Origin of the sequence: [Clostridium] polysaccharolyticum (genome assembly GCF_900111595.1) — a bacterium.
In the GTDB taxonomy this organism is placed as follows: Bacteria; Bacillota; Clostridia; order Lachnospirales; family Lachnospiraceae; genus Clostridium_AI; species Clostridium_AI polysaccharolyticum.
The window spans coordinates 24,588-40,497 of the sequence record NZ_FOHN01000027.1 but is presented as its reverse complement, the minus strand read 5'-3'; the positions used below and the strand labels follow the sequence as shown (position 1 = coordinate 40,497).

Here is a 15,910-nt window from a genome sequence, read left to right as displayed (position 1 = left end):
GTTCTGTAAGACTTCGGTTACGGTTTACATTTATTTGTTCGTTTGATTTATCTAGATTATAGCATGTCAAAGGAGATATGTGTCGAAATATGAGGTTAATCAGTAATTAGAAGGGTTTTCGCTATATTTTCTCTGGTTTACTTTAATAATTGGTTATTCTGCATAAAAAAATAGCCAAGTTTATTGTACAACTTACACAATAAACTTGGCTTATGCATACGTTCCCAGTAGGAATCGAACCTACAACTGAGACTTAGGAGGTCCCTGTTATATCCATTTAACTATGAGAACATGGAAACATATTTATTATACCGTAATTTCTAAAAATGTCAATGTAAGAAAGACCAATTCCTAGAAATTACGATATTTTCTTTTTATAATTCTTATTCCCAGGTTGGAATATTTGCATATCCCTGCATCCATATGTTTCCTTTAAAACGTCTGCCTGGTTTTGGTTCTCCTAATAAATCCAGTTTATTAATACACACATTATAAATCAGATCATTGCAGTTAATCAATAAATTATATACCTGTTCTCCAGACATACCATTTACAATAAGATCACATTCCAATATTGTTCCTATAATTGTATAATTATCCGATTCTGATCCATATGGAATGAAACTGCTTTCCACTATACTGTAAATATCCTCTGATTTTGATCTTCTTGAAATCATCGCATACATATCTATATCATCTATTGTAAGACTGTCAATGGCCTCTTGATTGCCCATTTTCGCCTCTGCAATCAATTCTCTTCTCATCTTTATTTCTGCTGCCATTGCTTCCTGTTTCTTCTTGCTTACCGACATCCCTAAAAGAACCATTCCCTGTACTGATAAAGCAGATAACGTAACCTCTAAATACCTTCCAGCACGAGAAGATGTATAATTATGCTGTACACACTCCATGCCATTCTGCAGATAAAAAATAAGAGATACCCCTAATCTTACATCATCACACATTCCAGTATAAGCTTCCGTATCTATGCGCTTATTGATGCAGACTTCTTCTTTAATTGATGTTCTGGCTCCTTTAAAATACGGGAAATAATGATCTAGATGGAAAAAACCTTTCTCATCATATTCACCTCGTATAGCAACCCCCATATTAGGAGCAAAATCTAACTTCATTTCCGTTAAAGTGGTTGTCTCATTAACCTTGTTCATTCGTTTTTCATTAGGTCTATCCATAATCTGACCAAGGATTTTATCCAATTCTGTTCTACTCTTAACATTACTAAAACCAACAGCACGTAAATAACTATGCACGCAACCACCTTCCTTCCATTTCGATAACTTTTTAAATATTATACTTCATTCAAATGGTATCTTCAAATAAAAACTGCTATTTTACATCCAGATTTCGTAAGTAAAATAGCAGCCCTTTTATTTATTTTGCAAAATCAAGCATTGCCTTGGTTAAAGCTTCAAGTTTCTCATTGGCATCTTCAAAACTTGTTCCCTTTACACCAAAATAAAATTTAATTTTTGGCTCTGTACCAGATGGCCTTACACAACACCATGCACTATCTTCTAAATCGTAATATAAAACATTGGATACTGGTAATCCAGTAGGTCTCACTTCTTTTGTAGCAACATTTGTAATTTCTTCCTTCTGATAATCCCTAACTTCCTTCACTTTGTAATCACCTAATACAGTTGGCGGATTATTACGAACTCTCTCTAAGATATTCTGTATTTCCTGTGCACCACTGATTCCCTTAAGAGTCATTGTGTGAAGCCCTTCTCTGAAATATCCATACTTATCAAAAATATTTATCATCTGATCCCATAATGTCAGATTCTTAGCTTTGTAATAAGCTGCTGCTTCACATAAACACATAACAGCTACAATAGCATCTTTATCACGTGCATGCGTTCCAACTAGACATCCATAGCTTTCTTCAAAACCAAATACATATTCATTGGAATGCGTTTCTTCAAACATTTTAATCTGTTCTCCGATAAACTTAAATCCTGTAAGAACTTCAATTAATTTCATATTGTAGCTTTTTGCAACCTCGTCAGCCATATTGGTTGAAACAATTGTTTTAATTAAAGCTCCGTTGGCTGGAAGAGTTCCCATCGCCTGCTTCTGTGACATTAAATATTCGCAGATCAGCATGCCTGACATATTTCCTGTAAACGAAACATATTCACCTGTTTTAGAATCCTTCGCATACACGCCAAGACGATCTGCATCTGGATCTGTTGCTAAAACAATGTCTGCATCTACTTCTTTTGCTAACTTAAGTGCTAATGCAAATGCTTCTGCTGCCTCTGGGTTTGGATAGCTTACAGTTGGGAAATTACCATCTGGCAATTCCTGTTCCTTAACAACATATACATTTTCAAATCCAATTTCCTTTAACACACGTCTTGCTGGAATATTTCCTGTTCCATGTAATGGTGTGTATACAATTTTTAAATCTTTGCCTGCTTCTTTTATAATTTCAGGATGTACAACTAATTTCTTTAATTCTTCGATATATTTATCATCTATGTCCTTGCCGATTACCTGATATAAACCTTCTGCCTCAGCAGCCTTCTTATCCATAGTCTTAACTGTATGGAAGTCTGTTACATTATTTACTTCTGTAATAATCTGATTGTCTTTTGGATAAGTAACCTGCGCACCATCCTCCCAGTACACTTTATATCCATTATACTCCGGCGGATTATGGCTTGCTGTTACAACAATACCTGCTGTACAGCCTAAAGTTCTAAGAGCAAATGATAATTCTGGAGTTGGGCGAAGTGATTCAAATACATATGCTTTAATTCCATTTGCAGCCAGACATAACGCAGCTTCATCTGCAAACTCTGGGGACATACGCCTAGAATCATAGGCAATTGCAACTCCCTTGTTTTGTGTGCCTTCTTTTATAATAAAATTGGCAAGGCCTTGAGTTGCTTTACGAATAGTATAAATATTCAGGCGATTTGTTCCTGCTCCTATAATTCCTCTCATTCCACCTGTACCAAATTCAAGATCCTTATAAAAACGATCCTCGATTTCTGCTTCATTTCCTTTTAGTGCTAATAATTCATTTCGAGTAGCCTCGTCAAAATAAGAATCTTTACACCATTTTTCGTAACTCGTCTTGTAGTCCATAGCAATTTCCTTTCTAAATCGTTATTATTATAAACTTCACATTGTCATAAAAGGTTCCATCGGAAAACCTTTTCCATTAAATAAGTTTACTATACCATAATTGGTCCAACCATATCTAGCATATTTGGGATTTTTTACTTGCTTATTAGAAACCTCAATTGTATTCCCTACTATTACAGCATCTGCCTCAACAAACTCTTTATCGCAGCCAGCAACCTCAAATAAATTGATTCTTTTGTCCCCTTTTATTTCAAAGCCATCACAAACATGCTCAAAATACAACACAATTCTACCATCTTTTAAGTCCCTTTGTAAATACTTTGGTCCTTCAACATATAATTCTTTATATTCATAACTATATTTTAGTATCTGTAAGGCTAGTCTAAGCCCTACTGTTTTCTTATCTAAAGGATGGATATTATCAAACTCACCACAATCTATTAAAACAATTAAATATGTATTCTTTATTGTTTGAGTTACCTTTCTTTGCATATTCCGAAGCACTGCCCAGGACTTATCATCCTCTGCTCCTTTCTCAATCCACATAGGAAGCTGTACAATATAAAATGGAAGTGCCTCATTTTTCCAATCCTTACGCCACTGCTCAATCAGCTTATATAACATTTTATCGTAAATAGCTGCTTTACCAGTGTCTTCTTCTCCTTGATACCAGAGAACTCCCTTTATTGTATAAGGTGCAATACGCTGTATCATGGTGTGGTAAAGACCTGCAGGACGCTTTGGTGATTTATATCCAACAGGTCGTTCCCAAGGACAGTTTCCAATAAGTTCAATTACGTCCCACATTGTAATATCAGGATTATCTTCCTTAAGTTCTTCTTCCTTCTGAATCCACCTCTTAAGCTCAATATCAAATTTCTTTACTTCTTCTTCATATTCTTCAATAGACTTCTCCCCTACTAATTCCTGCCACTCAGTAAAATATATATGTGCATTCATATCACTTTCCATATATTCTTCACTTATCCAGCATGAAATAGAACATCCTCCCCAATAACAATCAATTACACCTATGGCAATTCCTAATTCCTGCTGAAGCTTTTTTGCTGTATAATAAGCGACTGCTGACATTTTCCCAGCTATATCTGAATTTACCTTATTCCAGATGCTTTTTGCTTCCTCTTCCAGATCTGTCTCCTCCAATGTTGCTATTTTGGCAACATTATAAAAACGGATAAAATCATTATCTGCTGCTTTTACTTCTTTTATGCCTTCATATGAATTTTGAAGTTCCAGCTCCATATTTGACTGTCCTCCTGCAAGCCAGACTTCACCAATCATAACATCTTCATATACAACTTCCTCGAAATTATCAGAAATACTTAAAGTATATGGTCCCCCCGCCTCCATTCTTGGTATTTCTACACTCCACTTACATTCTATTACTTTGGTAGAAACCTTATGCCCATTTATTGATACAGTAATATTGGAATTATTTCTTCCCTCTCCCCATATTACAACATTTTGGTTTCTTTGCAGCACCATACCGTCCCCAAAGATCTGTGCTGGTTTTAATTTTCCTTCCATTCATTCACCTCTAATAAAAAAAGCCTGCATAACTGTCACTTACGCAAGCCTCGTCTTTTACTTACTTATTTTATTTATATACTCCAAGTTTCTTTTAATAAACTCACAACGCTGTTCTACACACTTTACAGAACGCATTTTATCTTCTGGTGTCTGGAACACATAATCCGTTAACCGTTCTAATGTTGTTGTCGCAACATGCATTCTTGTATCAGAAGATGCATAATAAATAAATACGTTTTTCTTTTTATCAACAATAGCTCCATTTGTAAACACAACATTGGATACATCCCCAACTCTTTCCTCACCCTCTGGTGCTATAAGATATCCTGATGGTTCTGCTATCACTTCCCATGGCTTTTCCAAAGATGTAGCAAACGCATAAATAACGTATCGAAGCCCTGCTGCTGTATTACGAACTCCATGTGCAATATGAATATATCCCTTATCTGTCCTAATTGGAACTGCACCCGCACCATTTTTTGCTTCTGTAATCGTATGATACTTTCGCCTGCTTGTAATAATTTCTTCACCAATTACTGGATTTAAAATATCATCACACAACCCAAAACCAATACCTCCACCTGAACCAGTTTCAATAAAATCATCCATTGGTCTTGTATAAAAAGCATATTTTCCATTTACAAACTTAGGATGCAGTACAACATTTCTCTGCTGAGGACTTTTTAATGTCTTTAAATTAGGAAGTCTTTCCCAGGTCCTTAAATCCTTTGTCCGAACAATTCCCGCTGCCGCAACTGCTGCTGATAAATCGTTAGAATGGAGGTCCTTGCTTTCCGAACAAAATACACCATAAATATATCCATCTTCATGCTGTGTCAGTCTCATGTCATAAACATTGGTTTCTTCTTTGCAGGTATCCTCTAGTAAAATTGGGTAATCCCAGAAATGAAATCCATCTACTCCATTATCACTTTCCGCCACTCCAAAAAAAGATTTTCTGTCATTTCCCTCAATTCTTGCAACAAGATAATACTTGTCATTTAAATAAACAGCTCCAGCATTAAAAACTGCATTAACTCCTAACCTTTCCATAAAATATGGATTTGTCTCTGGATTTAAATCATATTTCCAGAACAAAGGAATATGTCCACTTGTTAATACAGGGTATTTCCATCGATTATAGATACCATTATAAAAGTCACTTTTCTCATTTTTTCTATTAACTAGCCTATCATACTTGTCCTTTTCAATGTAATATCTCTCACTAAACATTTAAGTTCCTCCGTAAAATCTCCATGCACATACGTCCATTATGATAAGGGCATTTCCATGGCTCCACAATCGGTTTTACCATGCGGTTATCTTTTATTTCTCCAAGAGCTTTGAAAAATGATTTTGCTTCTTTATCTGAAATGACAACCTCTACAGATTCTCCCTCATCATTTACAAGCCAAAACCATTCACTTCCAGGTCTCTTATCTACAAAATGCTCTTGAATATAGTTCCATATACCTTTTGCTGCATCTAAATAATCCGTTCTTTCTCTATCCTTTTCATATCCGTTCAGGAATCCTAATACAGCTTCAGCCTGTACCCACCATACTCTTGTTTTATCAGGTACTCCATTTTCGCACTCGTTCCAAAGAGAATTTTTGTGAAATGCCGTATCATATATGTTTTGTGTCAATGCTTTCGTAATTGGTGCCATCTTTTCTATGTACTTCTTTTCTCCTAGAATTTCACATCCCCGGTCAATAAGCCAAGCTGTTTCAATGTCATGGCCATAAGAATGTAAGTCAATTAGCGAGTGAAACTGGCCATCAAAAAATACTTCCTGTCTGCAAAGTTCCTTGTTGTACACCTTATCTGCAAATTGATCTAATATTTGGAAGATCTTTTCCTTTACTTCTGTCTTGCCTGTTACACGATAAAACTCCGTATAGGCTTCAAATACATGAAGAAGTGTATTCATAGTTTTAGATGCCACAATGCCATTTTCGGATAATTTTTCATTGCTCTCTGGCTGAAAGTCTTTTGTAAAAGCTTCTAAATATCCGATTTCATCTCGACACTTAGTTTCAATAGTCTTATAAAGTCCTTCCGCTATCTCAATTGCTTCTTCTTCCTTAGAAGCATCATAGTAAGTAGATAATGCATAAATTGCAAAAGCAATATTATAAGTGTGTTTTGTACTGTCCTCTATATCTCCATTATACCTCAAAGACCAGAAAACACCACCATTTTCTTTATCTAAACAGCAATCCTTTAAAAAGGCATACGCATGTCTGGCCTGATCCAGACATGCTTCTTTTCCTAATGTTAAATATGCATTAGAAAAGAACCATAAAATCCTGCTATTTAAGATAACTCCCTTAGTAAACTTTTTGTAAATATTCAAATCCGAATCTACCAGTCCAAAATATCCTCCATACCTGTCATCTCTTAGTTTTGACCAGAATGGAATAATCACCTCTTCCAGATGTTTTTTTGCTTCATTTCTTAGCATATCTCTCCTCCAGTTTTTCTATCGAATCCCTATTTCCGTATCCTCTTGTGTTAATACACTATGCTCTTTAATATAAGACACAACTTCATCTAACTGAGTAAATGCTAATCCTACATAACTATCTGCCGCACCATAGTAAATTGCAATTTTACCTGTAACTGCATCATGAAGAGTTGCACATGGGAAACAGACATTTGGAACAAATCCTCTTTCTTCATACCATTTCTCTGGTGTTAGCAAAAAATTCTCACAACGGTATTTTACAATTGATGGATTATTAATATCTAAAATAGCTCCTCCTATACTGTACACAAAACCATTACAAGTTCCACTTACACCATGATAAAACATAAGCCATCCTTCATCTGTTTCAATAGGAGCCGCTCCTCCACCGATTTTAACGCACTCCCACCATTCCTTTCCTTTGCCCATAACATGCCTGTGTTTTCCCCAATAAGTCATATCTGGGCTTTCACTTAAGAAAATATCGCCAAATGGTGTATGGCCACTATCACTTGGCCTAGAAAGCATAACAAAGTTTCCGTTAATTTTCCTAGGAAACAGTACTGCATTTCGGTTAAATGGAATAAATGGATTTTCCATTCTTATAAATGTCTTAAAATCTGTTGTTCTTGCCAGACCAATTGCTGCACCATAAAAGTCTGTACACCAGATTATATAATAAATATCGTCCACCTTAACAAGACGCGGGTCATACGCATACTTTGGCATAAAATCATTTCCAGATTCATCTACAAAATGAATTTTTTCCTTATCAATATTCCAGTGAATTCCATCCTCACTATGGCCAAGATAAATATAAGGAACCCCATTTACTTGCTCTCCTCGAAATACTCCTACAAACTTGCCTTCGTAAGGCATTACCGCACTATTAAAAATACGTGCAACGTTTTCCACTGGATTTCTATCTATTATTGGGTTTTCTGAATATCTCCAGACAGGAGCCCCCTTTAAATCCTCTGGTTTTTCCTGCCATGGGATATTGTTTAATGCCTCTCCTATTATTTTCATAACTCATATCTCCTTTTCTAACTTATCCTTTTACAGATCCCTGTGTAAGCCCGCTATAAATCTGTTTTTGACATAAAATAAATATTATCAGTGCTGGAATAATTGTAATAATAACCCCTGCACATATATAATTATACTGACTTCCCATTGGACCAACAAACTTAAACAATGAAGTTGCAACCGTTATCAGCCTGTTTTTTGACTGCAAATACAAACTTGCCATATAATACTCATTGTAAGTAGATACCCCTTTTAAAATCATACATGTTATAATTGCCGGCTTTAAAAGTGGCAGCAAAATACGAAAGAAAATCGTATAATATCCTGCTCCATCCATAATTGCTGATTCATCTATAGAGAACGATATATTTTCAAAAAACTGAATAAAAATATAAATAGATATTACATCTGTACCCATCATTAAAATCATGTATCCTACTAAACTATCAATTAAATGAAGGGTATCCATAATCTGATATACCGTTACCTGTGTCGCTACCCCTGGAATTAAAGTAGCAAATAAAAATAAGTTGCGAATCAGCTTATTACCTGGAAAAGCAAATCTGTTTAATACATAAGCAATCATTGTTCCACATAATATGGAACCAGTTAGTACTACTAATAATACCAAAAATGAGTTCCGAAATCCTAATAACATATTTGCCTGCTTCCAGACAAACTTGTAATTCTCAAAATTAAACCAGTTTTTTGGCGGTGTCATAACATTAGTACTTTCATATTCTTTTTCTGTTTTTGATGCCGTAATGACACAAACTACTACTGGTATTAAAGTAACAAAAGTACCAAAGCATAATGTAAAGTATTTTAAAAATGCAACAATAACTTTTTTACATTTTACATATACATTCATGTTAAGCCACCTCCTTATTATACTTTGATTTTTTTAACTTTTTCTGAATTTTCTTAGAATTATTGTCATCCCCGTCTTCAAATAATACATTCATAATAACTTTTTGCAAAACTGCCGTAATCAAAATAATTACAAGCAGTATAATAGCCATTGCTGATGCAAGCCCTACCTTGTAATTGTTGTGGGCAAGTTTATGCATAACATAAAAATAAGTTCCTGTTCCCATTGTTCCTTTTGTAATAACAAAGCATGGTTCAAATGCACTAATAGAACCTGTAACTGCTAAAATCAGATTCAGTACCACAATCGTTTTTATTCCAGGTAAAATAATATACTTAAACTGCTTCCACTTATTGGCTCCATCTAATTCTGCTGCCTCATACAGTTCCTTATCTACTGACATAATTGCACCAATAAAAAGAACCATATTCTGCCCCATATAACGCCAAACCGAAGTTGCAGCTAAGGAAACATTATTAATTTTCGTATCCTTTAACCAGTACGGTAACTTTTCTAAAGGAATCCCAAACCAGGAAAGTATCGTATCCAGTACAAATCCCCTGGTATAAAAAAACTGAAAAATATAACCAACTGCAATTCCACAAACTAAATAAGGAAAAAACATTGCCCCTTTAAAAAATCCGCCCAGTTTTACTTTGAAACTTAATATAGTTGCAAAATACAAAGCAAGAACTAACTGAAACAATGCCCCTACTAGATAATAAATACTTAACCTTAATGCCTTAAAACAATCTTCTCTTTGAAATACATCAATATAATTTTGAAAACCAACGTATTTTCTAGGTCCAATATATTTCATCTTATAAAAACTAAACTGTACCATTTTAACAAATGGCAAATAGGTAAATACTGTCAGCAATGCAAGTGGAATTATGGAAAAAGTAACAATCAGAATTACCTTCTGAACTTTTCTCTTTCGTAACCATTTCCTTAAATGAAATGGTTCTTTTTTCACTGCTATATCGCTATTATCCTTCCCCATATGTAACCTCCTATGAAATAAGCCAGAGGACAAGCCTCTGGCTTATAAGCTTATACCATATTGTTTTATTCTTCTACTTCAATATCATTATCCTTTTGTGCCTGAGACCACTTCTGGTTCCATTCATCCATAATTTCATCCAAGGTCATATCTTTTGCTAAAGCATGTTCTACTATCTGAGAATCCGGAACATTATCAGAGTTAAGTCCTACTTCTGAATCTGAGTTAATTGTATCAAAGTAATCCTCTTCTCCCTCTTTAGCTGGGTTATTAATAATTAATTCTGTATCCGAAAATGCATCAAGTACATCTGGATAATCAGAACCTTTCATAATTGGAATACTTCCCTGATCAAATGCAAAATCAGATTTTTCTGTCAGCCACTTAATATAAATCATAGAAGCAATTTTATTTTCTTTTGAAGCATTTACATTAATTCCATACTGATAATCAGGTCCTGCTGATGCATACTGTTTTCCGTTTACTGTAATAGGGAAAGGCATATAAGCAATATCATCTGGATGGTCTCCCGCTGCCTGCATCTGTGAAACAGCCCATGAACCAAGAACCATTGTACCAATTTTACCATTGTTAATCTGTCCCTTACATCCTTCCCAGTCTGTCGTAGTTGGATCATCCTCGACAAGCCCACGTGCAACTGATTCGTAAAGCACATAATAAACAGCATAAGGACCTGTCATATCATCATTTTTGCTAAATGGATTTTTACCATGAACCATTTTCTTCATTATGTAATCTGGATCTCCATTAGAAGTACCACCAACATAAGCATCCCATGCTGTCATAGTCCATTGTGCATTAAAGTTTGTATATAATGGAATGGCATCCGTCTTATCTTTAATCTGCTGCAAAGCATCTAAGAATTCATCTGGTGTTTTTGGAAGTTCTGTAATACCAGCATCAGCAAACACTTTCTTATTGTAAACAACTCCTTGTGCATTTCCTACAGAAGGAATTCCATACACTTCATTGTCATAAGCCTTATCTTGAAGCATAATATAATTTTTCTCCAAAGTATCCAAATCACCAAAAGAAACAAAATAATTACTAAGTTCTGATTTTGATATTGATGGTGGAACCATACAAATGTCCCCCCATGATGATGATGTCAATCTTGTTGTAATGTCATCTGCATAGTTTGTAATGCCTTCATATTCAATTGATATATTTGGATAAGTCTTTTGAAACTCACTTATATAATCTTTAAATACATTATCCACTAAATCAGTTCTATGTGTTATTACCTTTAAATCTGCTTTCAGATCTGTGTAATCTTCACCTAACTTAATCTGGTCTATTGTCGGAATACTATCCTTTTCTTTTTCTGCTGAAGTACTCTTATCTTTTGCACCGCAGGCACTTAATGAAAATGCCATGGTTAATGCTAGCAAAGTACTTATGATCTTCTTACTTTTTTTCATGATTAACCTCCTCGTTTATACGCTAGTATAAAATTAACTCCCTTTATAGCAATTAACTTTAATATAATTATAACTTAAAATTACCTTAATTACATCTATCTATCTTGCAAAAAAACATATTATCTTGCAAAAATATGTTTACTTATCTTACTTCTTTTACGCTTTCTCGAATGATTAGTTTACTTTCAACGATTCTCATGCCACAACAGTGCTTTTCCTCTTTAATCTTTTTTATGATTAAGTCTGTAGCTGCCTCCGTCATTGCCTCAATGTTTACATCTACCGTAGTTAAGTTCAATGCTGGAATAACCGAACGTATGGAATTATCATAACCAATAACAGAAATATCTTCTGGAACACTATATCCTAGTTCGCTTAACTTATTAATCAAAATGTAACTTATATTATCACAATTACAAAGAAATGCAGTTGGCATTTTATCTGCTTCAGGCAGACTAAGTGGAATGTATTCACCTTCTTCATTTCTGTCTTCTATGAGCCACTCTGGCTTAACTTCACATCTAGCCTCAATCATGGCTTTATAGTAGCCTAAGTACCGGTCCATAATGCTATTGGTAGAAAAAATACTTCCTACAAAACCAATTTTTCGATGTCCTTTACTAATTAAATAGTTTACAGCTCTATAACCTCCATATACTGAATCACTTATGACAGAATCTAAATTCAGGTTTTTATCATAAAAATCCAATAGCACAATCGGAACATTGTACTTTTCAATCAGCTTAATATAATTAGATTGAAACTGCCCCAATATAATAATTCCATCTACCTTCTTATCTTCTAATAACTTTGGCATGACAAATTCCTTTTCACTTTTAGCATCTACAATTTCCAGAATTCCATAATAACGGAACCTGGATAATGTCTGCACAAGGCCCTGATACATTTTTAAATAAAATGCATTTTCATCTTCTTTAATAAATCTCTTTGCAATAATAACACCGATATTTCCGCTTTGCCCCCATGAGCTTGCTGAAGAACTGCCTTTATACCCCAGTTCACTAGCAATCTCTTTTATTTTTTTACGGACATCATCGCTAACTCCCTCTTTGTCTGTAAGAGCCTTTGACACCGTAACTGCACTAACTCCAACCTTTTGTGCAATATCTTTTAATGTAATATTTTTCTTCATCTTTTATCCTCCACTTGCACGCAATTTCTCTTTATATCTTTTATCCATATTGTCATCTTTTATCAAATGCATTATAATTTTGTTACAAAATATGACTCAAGGAGCGTGATCTTATGTCCTTATTCAAATTATTATATCAAAGTTCTAAACTGCAAAATGCAAAGAAAAAAAGCAAAATAACTATTTTTTCTGAACATTACCCTACCTCTTCTGTTGACACACAGAATAATCTGTTTTACATACAGCATTATGGACATATGGAAGTTCATTATCCATTCTCCCTAACTGTTAATCCTCTGGACACTTATCTTCTTCTTTACACCATTCATGGACAGGGACAGCTCTGTTACTTAGGCGATATCTACTCCCTTACTGAAAATTCGGCACTTTTTATTCATTGTAAATCTGGTTTTCATATAGAAATCCAGAACTCTTGTACTTGGGAATACCAGAAATTTTATCTAAATGGAAGCCATATAAACTTTCTATTTCAACAGTTTATTCATAATAACTCCCCTGTACATCAGCTAATTCCCTCATCCACTATAAAAAATTACATCAAGAAATTATCTAACTATATAGTTGTAGAAGAATTTAACAGTCTTGTATGTTCCTCTTTAATTGATATGATACTGACTAACCTGATAATCGAAAGAGATTCTTCTAACCTTGCATTTATTATTCCTAGTTACATTTTGCAAATTCGTAATTTATTTGATAAGGAGTACTACAATAGTTTTAATTTGGATGACTTATCTACCAAGTTTCACGTTAGTAAATACACACTCTCTAAAGAGTTTCAAAGTTTTTTTCATATTCCTCCAATTGAGTACTTAATTCAAAAACGCATCAACATTGCCAAAACGCTTTTAATGAATACCAACTTCACCATTAATGAAGTAGCTGCACGTGTCGGTATTTACAATACGACACACTTTATAAATTTATTCAAAAAGCGAGTTGGCGTAACCCCTCTTCAATATCGAAAAAATATTAATAAAGAACTAAACTTACTTGACTTAGATTAAACCCTTACCACGTGCAAAAGCTTTCCTTCAAAATCATGCGGCATATTTTCTATAGGAATTCCAGCATACATAAGTGCCCCTCCTGACAGTATTCTTTCCTGTCCTTGAATTGAATACATAAATTTTTCCTCCAGTCCTTTAAGTTTTAGAACTTTGCTACGATAGTTTGGCCTTTTTAGCACTTGAATATAGAATACAAGTGCTTCCGACTTGTCCTTTGACACTACCTGCCATGCATCATATTGTCCCTCTTCTCTGTAACTTAGCAGCCTATAGTAATCACCATTTCTAATTAAATTATTATATGTATGGTATAGTTCTACTTGTTTAGGAATAAGCTGCTTATCTTCATCTGAAATTCTAGTTACATCTAACTCATATCCAAAAGTTCCAGTAAGTGCAACGTATCCTCTTGTTTCAAAAGGAGTACTTCTTCCTACTGCATGATTAGGACAGTCACTAACATGTGCCCCTATTGTAGATAATGGATAAACCATTGCCGTTCCTTCCTGTATCTGTAACCTCTCTATTGCATCTGTATCATCAGAACACCAGATTTGTGGACAGTAGTATAAGATACCTGGATCAAATCTTGCTCCGCCACCTGAACACCCTTCCAATAGTACATCTGGAAATTCACTAGTAAAACGTTCCAATAACTCATACACCCCTAACACATATCTATGCGACAGCTCACCTTGCTGATCGGCTTGTAACATATTACTTCCCAGATCAGTAAGTGCACGGTTCATATCCCATTTCACATATGCAATTGGTGCACTTTCCATAATATCTTTTATTCTTTGGTATATTTCATCCCTTACATCTTTCCTTGAATAGTCCAGTACATACTGATTTCTACTTAAAGCTGGCTTCCTGCCATTTATCTGAATTGCCCAGTCTGGATGTTCTCTGTATAGATCAGAATCTGGTGAAATCATTTCAGGTTCAAACCAGATTCCAAATTTCATTCCTTTTTTATTTACTTCCTGTACTAAATATTTTAACCCACCCTTTAATTTCTCTTCATTAACAAACCAATCTCCTAATGCACAGTTATCATCATTTCTTTTACCAAACCAGCCATCATCCATAACAAGCATTTCAATTCCAAGTTTAGATGCATCTTCTGCAATATGAAGAAGCTTTTCCGTATTAAAGTTAAAATAGGTAGCTTCCCAATTGTTTATTAAAATAGGACGTTCCTTATCCTTATATTTACTTCTAATTAAGTGTTTCCTATAAAAGTCATGGTATATGTGAGTCATTCCATCTATTCCATTATCAGAAAATACTGAAACGACTTCAGGTGTAACAAACTCTTCTCCTGTACTTAATTTCCATTGAAAATTCTCTGGATGAATTCCCATTACAAACCTTATATTTTCAAACTGAGTTCCTTCTACCTGTGCAAAGAAATCTCCCGAATATACCAAATTAAATCCATATACATTTCCCTTATCTTGAGATGTTTCACGTGAAACAATCGCCATAAAAGGATGTTCCTGATGGCTAGATTCTCCTCGTGTGGAGCCAATTGCATACTTTCCTAATTCTACATGTCTTCTCTGAATATGTCTTTCCCTTGCCCATGAACCATGTAACGAAATTACATCAAAATTTATTCCCTCAAATTCCATGCATAAAGAAAGTGCTCTTTCCAGATAAACTGGTTTTGCTCCTTTATTTCTTATCCTTATGCTTCGAGTTAATACATCCAGTTTTTCAAAAATTGTATAACACAATACAACTTCCAAATTAATATAAGGATCTATGCAAATCAGCTCAAGTGTTGTACACTCTTCTTCGCTTCCAAAAGAAGCAGGAAGCCCCTTAAGTTCTGGTTTTCCTTTATATATACTATGTTCCTTATAACATAATTGACACGCAGAAGTACCATCTTCACTTTTCACTTTTAAACAAGGTTCACGAAAGTCTCCCACACCATGTGTAGAATACTCAAAAGGAAAATTGTCTAAAAATGATACTCTTTCTCTGTTGTTTTTCTCAGGTGTAAAAGGGTACTCCTGTGATCTTGTTAAATAACCTAGATTTGTATCCCTTAATCGTTTCCCATAATAGACATGTCCCACAAATCCTTCCGTATCAATAATTTCAATAATGTATGTACTATTTATACTATCTAGTTTAAAAATTCTCTCTTCCTTATTGTAGCATATTCCCATAGTTATCTCCTATTCATCTTCATAATTTAGGTTAAAATTAAGTAAACTTTATTTAATTTT

At 34.4% G+C, this 15,910-nt stretch carries 12 protein-coding genes and 1 tRNA gene; 1 reads left to right on the top strand and 12 read right to left on the bottom strand.

Annotated features, from left to right (window positions below; genetic code table 11):
- Window positions 1-219 precede the first annotated feature (219 nt).
- The 11 genes from BMY85_RS13100 to BMY85_RS13050 all read right to left on the bottom strand — a co-directional run bounded on the left by BMY85_RS13100 (window position 220) and on the right by BMY85_RS13050 (window position 12,636).
- Window positions 220-291: transfer RNA gene (locus tag BMY85_RS13100), tRNA-Arg, on the bottom strand.
- 92 nt (window positions 292-383) lie between these two features.
- Window positions 384-1,271, bottom strand: coding sequence for a DUF3881 family protein (locus BMY85_RS13095; protein ID WP_092478720.1), 888 nt, complete (start codon window positions 1,269-1,271; stop codon window positions 384-386).
- 121 nt (window positions 1,272-1,392) lie between these two features.
- Complete coding sequence (locus BMY85_RS13090; RefSeq protein WP_092478719.1) at window positions 1,393-3,117, bottom strand: phospho-sugar mutase; 1,725 nt, start codon at window positions 3,115-3,117, stop codon at window positions 1,393-1,395.
- 36 nt (window positions 3,118-3,153) lie between these two features.
- On the bottom strand, window positions 3,154-4,665 hold the full coding sequence (locus BMY85_RS13085) for a sialate O-acetylesterase (RefSeq protein WP_092478718.1): 1,512 nt from the start codon (window positions 4,663-4,665) through the stop codon (window positions 3,154-3,156).
- 57 nt (window positions 4,666-4,722) lie between these two features.
- A complete protein-coding gene (locus tag BMY85_RS13080; protein ID WP_092478717.1) occupies window positions 4,723-5,901 on the bottom strand; it encodes a glycoside hydrolase family 130 protein in 1,179 nt (392 codons plus the stop codon).
- Complete coding sequence (locus tag BMY85_RS13075) at window positions 5,894-7,135, bottom strand: AGE family epimerase/isomerase (RefSeq protein WP_092478716.1); 1,242 nt, start codon at window positions 7,133-7,135, stop codon at window positions 5,894-5,896. Before BMY85_RS13075 ends, BMY85_RS13080 begins: the two co-directional genes overlap by 8 nt.
- Before the next feature lie 18 nt (window positions 7,136-7,153).
- A complete protein-coding gene (locus BMY85_RS13070) occupies window positions 7,154-8,167 on the bottom strand; it encodes a glycoside hydrolase family 130 protein (protein WP_092478715.1) in 1,014 nt (337 codons plus the stop codon).
- Between the two features lie 22 nt (window positions 8,168-8,189).
- Complete coding sequence (locus BMY85_RS13065) at window positions 8,190-9,038, bottom strand: carbohydrate ABC transporter permease (protein ID WP_092478714.1); 849 nt, start codon at window positions 9,036-9,038, stop codon at window positions 8,190-8,192.
- Window position 9,039: 1 nt separating this feature from the next.
- Window positions 9,040-10,041: a carbohydrate ABC transporter permease gene (locus BMY85_RS13060; protein ID WP_092478713.1), complete on the bottom strand. Its 1,002-nt coding sequence runs from the start codon at window positions 10,039-10,041 to the stop codon at window positions 9,040-9,042.
- 65 nt (window positions 10,042-10,106) lie between these two features.
- Entirely contained in the window at window positions 10,107-11,483 is a 1,377-nt protein-coding gene (locus BMY85_RS13055; protein ID WP_092478712.1) for an ABC transporter substrate-binding protein, read from the bottom strand.
- Window positions 11,484-11,625: 142 nt separating this feature from the next.
- Complete coding sequence (locus BMY85_RS13050) at window positions 11,626-12,636, bottom strand: LacI family DNA-binding transcriptional regulator (protein ID WP_092478711.1); 1,011 nt, start codon at window positions 12,634-12,636, stop codon at window positions 11,626-11,628.
- Window positions 12,637-12,749: 113 nt separating this feature from the next.
- Between BMY85_RS13050 and BMY85_RS13045 the strand changes: the two genes are divergently transcribed.
- The gene (locus BMY85_RS13045; protein ID WP_092478710.1) at window positions 12,750-13,664 is read left to right on the top strand and encodes a helix-turn-helix transcriptional regulator; all 915 of its coding nucleotides are present in this window, start codon (window positions 12,750-12,752) and stop codon (window positions 13,662-13,664) included.
- On the opposite strand, the gene BMY85_RS13040 is transcribed toward BMY85_RS13045, so the two are convergent.
- Window positions 13,661-15,850: an alpha-galactosidase gene (locus tag BMY85_RS13040; protein WP_092478709.1), complete on the bottom strand. Its 2,190-nt coding sequence runs from the start codon at window positions 15,848-15,850 to the stop codon at window positions 13,661-13,663. The genes BMY85_RS13045 and BMY85_RS13040 overlap by 4 nt on opposite strands.
- Between the last annotated feature and the right edge of the window lie 60 nt (window positions 15,851-15,910).

What these genes read in the sequence shown, in the direction of transcription:
- BMY85_RS13090 (WP_092478719.1), bottom strand. Translation starts at nt 3,117, where the DNA reads ATGGACTACAAGACGAGTTACGAAAAATGGTGTAAAGATTCTTATTTT.
- BMY85_RS13040 (WP_092478709.1), bottom strand. Translation starts at nt 15,850, where the DNA reads ATGGGAATATGCTACAATAAGGAAGAGAGAATTTTTAAACTAGATAGT.
- BMY85_RS13050 (WP_092478711.1), bottom strand. Translation starts at nt 12,636, where the DNA reads ATGAAGAAAAATATTACATTAAAAGATATTGCACAAAAGGTTGGAGTT.
- BMY85_RS13060 (WP_092478713.1), bottom strand. Translation starts at nt 10,041, where the DNA reads ATGGGGAAGGATAATAGCGATATAGCAGTGAAAAAAGAACCATTTCAT.
- BMY85_RS13065 (WP_092478714.1), bottom strand. Translation starts at nt 9,038, where the DNA reads ATGAATGTATATGTAAAATGTAAAAAAGTTATTGTTGCATTTTTAAAA.
- BMY85_RS13080 (WP_092478717.1), bottom strand. Translation starts at nt 5,901, where the DNA reads ATGTTTAGTGAGAGATATTACATTGAAAAGGACAAGTATGATAGGCTA.
- BMY85_RS13045 (WP_092478710.1), top strand. Translation starts at nt 12,750, where the DNA reads ATGTCCTTATTCAAATTATTATATCAAAGTTCTAAACTGCAAAATGCA.
- BMY85_RS13085 (WP_092478718.1), bottom strand. Translation starts at nt 4,665, where the DNA reads ATGGAAGGAAAATTAAAACCAGCACAGATCTTTGGGGACGGTATGGTG.
- BMY85_RS13055 (WP_092478712.1), bottom strand. Translation starts at nt 11,483, where the DNA reads ATGAAAAAAAGTAAGAAGATCATAAGTACTTTGCTAGCATTAACCATG.
- BMY85_RS13075 (WP_092478716.1), bottom strand. Translation starts at nt 7,135, where the DNA reads ATGCTAAGAAATGAAGCAAAAAAACATCTGGAAGAGGTGATTATTCCA.
- BMY85_RS13070 (WP_092478715.1), bottom strand. Translation starts at nt 8,167, where the DNA reads ATGAAAATAATAGGAGAGGCATTAAACAATATCCCATGGCAGGAAAAA.